Source organism: uncultured Campylobacter sp. (assembly GCF_938045405.1).
Classification (GTDB): domain Bacteria; phylum Campylobacterota; class Campylobacteria; order Campylobacterales; family Campylobacteraceae; genus Campylobacter_B.
Map to the genome: position 1 here is coordinate 1 of NZ_CALIMW010000110.1, position 5,106 is coordinate 5,106.

The 5,106-nt window shown below is 47.3% G+C and carries 5 protein-coding genes; 2 read left to right on the plus strand and 3 right to left on the minus strand.

Going from position 1 to position 5,106, the window contains the following annotated elements:
• A partial coding sequence (locus Q0140_RS04070; RefSeq protein ID WP_297962149.1) for a hypothetical protein occupies positions 1-233 on the plus strand: 233 nt, incomplete at its 5' end.
• 312 nt (positions 234-545) lie between these two features.
• Here Q0140_RS04070 and Q0140_RS04075 read toward each other — a convergent pair.
• On the minus strand, positions 546-2,993 hold the full coding sequence (locus Q0140_RS04075) for a molybdopterin-dependent oxidoreductase (RefSeq protein WP_297962151.1): 2,448 nt from the start codon (positions 2,991-2,993) through the stop codon (positions 546-548).
• Between the two features lie 13 nt (positions 2,994-3,006).
• Positions 3,007-3,573: a hypothetical protein gene (locus Q0140_RS04080; protein ID WP_297962153.1), complete on the minus strand. Its 567-nt coding sequence runs from the start codon at positions 3,571-3,573 to the stop codon at positions 3,007-3,009.
• A gap of 127 nt (positions 3,574-3,700) precedes the next feature.
• On the opposite strand from Q0140_RS04080, the gene Q0140_RS04085 reads away from it, so the two are divergent.
• The gene (locus Q0140_RS04085; protein WP_297962155.1) at positions 3,701-4,282 is read left to right on the plus strand and encodes a Crp/Fnr family transcriptional regulator; all 582 of its coding nucleotides are present in this window, start codon (positions 3,701-3,703) and stop codon (positions 4,280-4,282) included.
• 147 nt (positions 4,283-4,429) lie between these two features.
• Here Q0140_RS04085 and Q0140_RS04090 read toward each other — a convergent pair whose 3' ends face one another.
• Entirely contained in the window at positions 4,430-4,837 is a 408-nt protein-coding gene (locus Q0140_RS04090) for a DUF805 domain-containing protein (RefSeq protein ID WP_297962157.1), read from the minus strand.
• Positions 4,838-5,106 lie beyond the last annotated feature (269 nt).

Here is a 5,106-nt window from a genome sequence, read left to right on the forward strand (position 1 = left end):
CCCGCGCCGTGATAGGCAAAATACACGGGCGAGGCATCCCCGAGGGCAAAATCTACAAAAAACGGATCGTCCATGCCGTTACGCGCGATGACCCGCCAGCTCTTGCGCCACTGTCCGGGCGTATCGTCCGCAAGCTCCTCGCCAGTTTTGCGGCTAGCGAGCCTATATCCCTCTTGAAAACTCTCAAACTCGCTCTCTTCAGGTTAGAAAAAAGGCAGCAAAATGGACTCTAAAACGATGCGTTTGCGGATAAAATTTTGGATTAAATTGGGGATTTGCACGGCACGACCTTTGGGTTAAATTTGAGCGAATTTTAGCAGAGTTTTTAACCTGAGCAAAATTTACATTCAAATTTGACGCACACAAAAGAAGCAAATTGTGCTCAAATTTTCACCAAATTTGAGCACAAAAAGACAAGCGGAAGTATCGCGAGATGATTTTGAGAGTTGTGCAGAAATTTTAAGTCAAGGCTAGACAAGTAGTCTGCCGCAGACTTAAAATTTCAAATCTCTCTCAAAAGCACTCGCGAGACGACGCGTTAAATTCTACAAAGATTGTAGGATTTTAGGTTTTGAAAACGCCGTTATAGGTTTAATCTCTCCCTTAAATTTCTCAATCTGCGCTAGCACGGTGTGAGCCGAGTTGCTCTGCGCGAGCTTGGACGTGCCTTTATCGAACGTAAGCACGTTTACGCAGCCGTGCTGGCAGAGGCTCTTCTCGCCCCAAACCTCTGGATCGTACCACGCGCCCTCGCAAATCGCTGCGACGCGCTCAGGCACGATGTCGGTAACGAGCACGCCCGCTAAAATTTCGCCGCGGTCATTGAAAACGCGCACGATGTCGCCGTTCGCAAGCCCGCGAGCTTCGGCGTCTTTTGGATTTATCAGCACCGGCTCTCTGCCGCTAACCTCGGCGAAATTTCTGATGATCGAGTTGTTTAGCTGACTGTGCAGGCGGTAGCGAGAGTGCGGGCTTACGATGTGAATCGGATATTTCGCCGTCTTTTTCGCATCGCCTAGCCACTCTTTAGGCTCGATCCAAGTAGGCATCGGCGGGCAGTCGGCATAGCCCATCTTAGCGATTACGGGCGAGTAAAGCTCGATCTTGCCAGACGGCGTGCCGAGGCGGTTTTTGGCGGGATTTTCGCGGAATGCCGCAAGGCGCGTATATAGTGCGCTGCTCTCGTCGTCCTTTTCAAAGCGCACGAAGCCTTTGTCGTAAAATTCCTCAAAGCTAGGCATCGTTATATTTAGGCCTTTGGCTTGCTCTACGGCATCGGCGTAGAATTCCTTCATCCAGCCTAGCTCGTCCTTGCCCTCGCTAAAGACCTCGCCGTATCCCCAACGCTTGCAGATCTGCTCGCAGATCCAAAAGTCGCTCTTGCTCTCGCCCATTGGCTCGATTGCAGGTCTATAAGCGACTATATATTCGCCCGTAGCGCCCGTTTGGTTGATGTCGTTACGCTCGACCTCGATCGCGACGGGAAGCACGATGTCGCTAAGCTTCGCCGTACTCGTCCAGTAAGGCTCGGCGGTGATGACGGTGTCAAATTTACGCCACTGCCTCACAATATTATTCACGTCTTGATGGCGCGTAAACATCGATCCGCACGCCATATAGGCGACTCTCATATGCGGCAGCTTGATCTTGGTGCCGTCGTAGTCGATCTGCTTTCCTGGATGCTCCAGCGCCTCTATGCTGCGAGAGGACGGGATGGTGATATTTTTCGCGTTTTTCCAAGGCGCAGAGCCCGTGTTTTCATATTTTTCATCTATGCGCGTGCTAAGTCCCTTTAAAATAGGAGCCACCTTATTCGTAGCGCCCGCAGAGCCGTAGCCCAGGCTAAATTCAAAGCCGAGACCCTCCTTGCCGATATGTCCTAGCATAGCATTAAGCGCCACTAGCGCCCAGAAAGGCTGCTCGCCGTGATCAGCGCGCTGCAAACCGCGACCGATTAGGATCGTGCTCGGCTCCTTTGCAAGCGCCGTAGCAAATTTCGCAATAGCCTCCTCGCTAAGCCCGCAAATTTTGCTCGCCCAAGCTGCGTCCTTTACGATTTTATCGCTCTCGCCTAAAAAATACGCTTTAAATTTATTAAATCCGACGGTGTATTTTTTGATAAATTCCTCGTCGTAGAGGTTGTTCGTAAACAGATAATGGCACATGCCGATGATGAGCGCGGTGTCGGTGTTCGGGCGCACGATGATATCTTCGCTGCCGAAGTAGCGCGCGGTGTCGTTTCTCATCACGTTTACGCTGTAGGTTTTGATGCCTGATTTTTTAAGCTCTTGCATGCCGATGTAGCCGTCATGCGTAGGCGGAATGGATGAAATTTGATTAGTTACCGCAGGATCGGTCGCCCAAAATACGACGTTTTTAGCGTTTTTGACGATCGCTTTCCACGTAGTAGGCGCGTCGTAAACGGCGCTTGAGCCCAGCACGTGAGGCATGATAACGAGCCCCGCGCCGGTGGAGTAGTCGCCGCTTTCCTCTACGTAGCCGCCTAAAATTTTAAGCATTCGGTGCGCTACGGTGCGTCCCCAGCCGATCTTACCGCTGCCGCCCCACCAGTAGCACTCGCCGTAGATCGCCTCGGCGCCGTATTTGTCGAAATTTTCTTTCAAAGCCTTCGCCGCTAGATCAAGCGCTACGTCCCAGCTAACCCGCACGAACTCCTCTTTGCCGCGCAGTTCGCTCTTTGCCGCGCCTTTTGCCTTTAGATAGCTTTTGCGCACCATCGGATAGAGCACGCGGTTTTCGTTCTGCACGGAATCGGGCAAGCTGTAATTCATCGTATTTGGAAATTTATCGCCCTCAAAATCGCTTACCGAAACGATCTGCGACGAGTTTAAATTTAGCCAAAAAGTACCGAATCTGTTCGCGCCGAATACCTTTTTGTTATCAAAAATCGTCTGCGTGACCCCCTCGATCCTGCTAGCGCTCGCCGCGCTTGCGCCTAAAATCCCTGCCTTTAAAAAGTCTCGCCTTTTCATCTGATCTCCTTTATCATTCAGGTTTTTTTGCGTTGTGTTGTAGGTATTTTACGATCAAATTTAAATCGTCGCCCTCGAGCGCTACGTAGTTTGCATTGATCATCTCTTGCAAATTTGCAGGCCACTGATTTGCCGTGAAGCTCTTTGGCTCATGCAAGCGGTGACATGCCGAGCAGATCTGCTCGTAGTTCGTCTTTGCCTCCGCATAAAGCGCCTTAGCGTCCTTAGCTACGGCATCCGAGCTGATTTCGTAAATTCCCTCCGCCTCATACCAGATCTCGCCGTAATCGTCCTCGAGCTTTTTGCCCTTTTTAAAATTTGCTTCGGCTTCGTTCGTAAAAATCGCATAAATTTCAGCTTCTTTCATATTTTTTTGGATTTGAAGCTGATAGTTTTCGCTCACGACGCCTTTAATTTTAATCTTGGCAACGCCGCCATCGCTGGATATTACCTCGATCGGCGTTAAAATTTCAGCCTCGCCGATTGCTTTGCCGTCTTGCGAGATCGTAGCGGTTTTAGAGATCACCTCGCCGCCGAAAAGCGAACACGCACAGATAAATGAGATAAAAATTTTCCTCATAAAGTATCCTTTCTAGATTGTCTTTAACGCGAATTATAAATCAAAGATAAATTTAAATTTGTCGCGATTGCGACGAATTTATCCTTTTTATGTAAAATTTACGTGAAATTTTATGCAAAGAGCTACTATGATAGATAGACTAAGTAACGATTACAGCGAGAAATTCGACTTTTTAAGCAGGGAGCAGATTGCCAAATTTAGGCGCGAAAGCTACGTTCGCGGCGACGTGATCTACGCGCAAAAGTTTAAATTTATCATTCTGCTGCGCGGCAAAGCGAAGCTAAACTGTTACGAAAACGGCAAGGAATTTATCTTTAGCTTCGTAAAAAGCGGCGCCTACGTCTGCTTGGATAAAAATACTAGCCTTGAAATTTTAAGCGACTGCGAGACGCTACAGATCAACATCTCGGAGCTTTTTGAGCTGCTTGGAGACGAGTTCGCAAGCTCGATCATAAACGCGCTTATCAAAAATATCTACTCGCAACGGATTTTAATTAAAGAGATCGTCTTTGCGAAAATCCAGACGCGGATTTTAAATTTTCTAAATCGCATCGCAAACGCCGATAAGATCGTGGAGCTTCCCTTTAATATAATGACGCTTGCAAGCCTGCTCGGCGCGCCTCGCCAAAATGTCTCCCAAGCGATTACGAAGCTCGTAAACGACAAAAAGATCGTGAAATTAAAGGGCAATAGGATTAAAATTTTATAGTTTGAATCTCGCGGCGGATCTAAATTTAAACATAAAAGGCTGTTTTGATCAAAGCCGTCTGATAAAACAAAGGGCTAAACCCAAAATGGGATTAGCCCTAAATTTAGCTTATTTGTGAAGCTTATGTATGTGCTGCAAAGCTACGGTTTAAAAAATCGAGCCTCTGCTTGCAGGTCGCAACGGATCGTCTCCAAAGCGGTTGCGCCCGTTAGTGCCTTGCTGGATAAAAAACACGATCAATACTACCGGGCCTATTATCGGGATAAAAATTAACAGATAAAACCAGCCACTTCTATCGGTATCGTGCAGACGCCTTACTGCTACGGCAATAGAAGGTAAAAGTATTGCCAATAAAAAGATTGAGTTAATGAAACCGATCATTCTACCGGAACTCGTAACGGCATAGGTGCCTAAAAAGCCATCCAATACTAACGTTACGATTACTAAAAGTGCCGCAAATAATTCAAACCACCAGTACTCTGAACGTGGTGCACGCCCCTCAAAATTGCAATAATTCTCTTTGAGACAAGTGCGAATAGACTCCATAAAAGTCATCTCAAACTCCTTTTTAAAAAATAAGATAAATTATATAACAATGGCACTTAAATTTGTCCTTTATATTGATTAAATTTTAAAATTTACCTACGCCGCCGCGCTGTCTGGCAAATACATTAAAATTTATCTCGAATGAACTTAATAGCGAGCTGTTTGATAAGCGGAGGAGGGTAGGTTAGGCGGAACAAATTTTGCTTTTTCGCTCGCGTTAAATGACAAAGTAGGGCGGCTACGACTGGCGCAACTATAATAGCGATTTTATCCGCTTG

Excerpts from the sequence above, each read along its gene's own strand:
- Q0140_RS04075 (WP_297962151.1), bottom strand. The coding sequence starts at position 2,993 with ATGAAAAGGCGAGACTTTTTAAAGGCAGGGATTTTAGGCGCAAGCGCG.
- Q0140_RS04080 (WP_297962153.1), bottom strand. The coding sequence starts at position 3,573 with ATGAGGAAAATTTTTATCTCATTTATCTGTGCGTGTTCGCTTTTCGGC.
- Q0140_RS04085 (WP_297962155.1), top strand. The coding sequence starts at position 3,701 with ATGATAGATAGACTAAGTAACGATTACAGCGAGAAATTCGACTTTTTA.
- Q0140_RS04090 (WP_297962157.1), bottom strand. The coding sequence starts at position 4,837 with ATGACTTTTATGGAGTCTATTCGCACTTGTCTCAAAGAGAATTATTGC.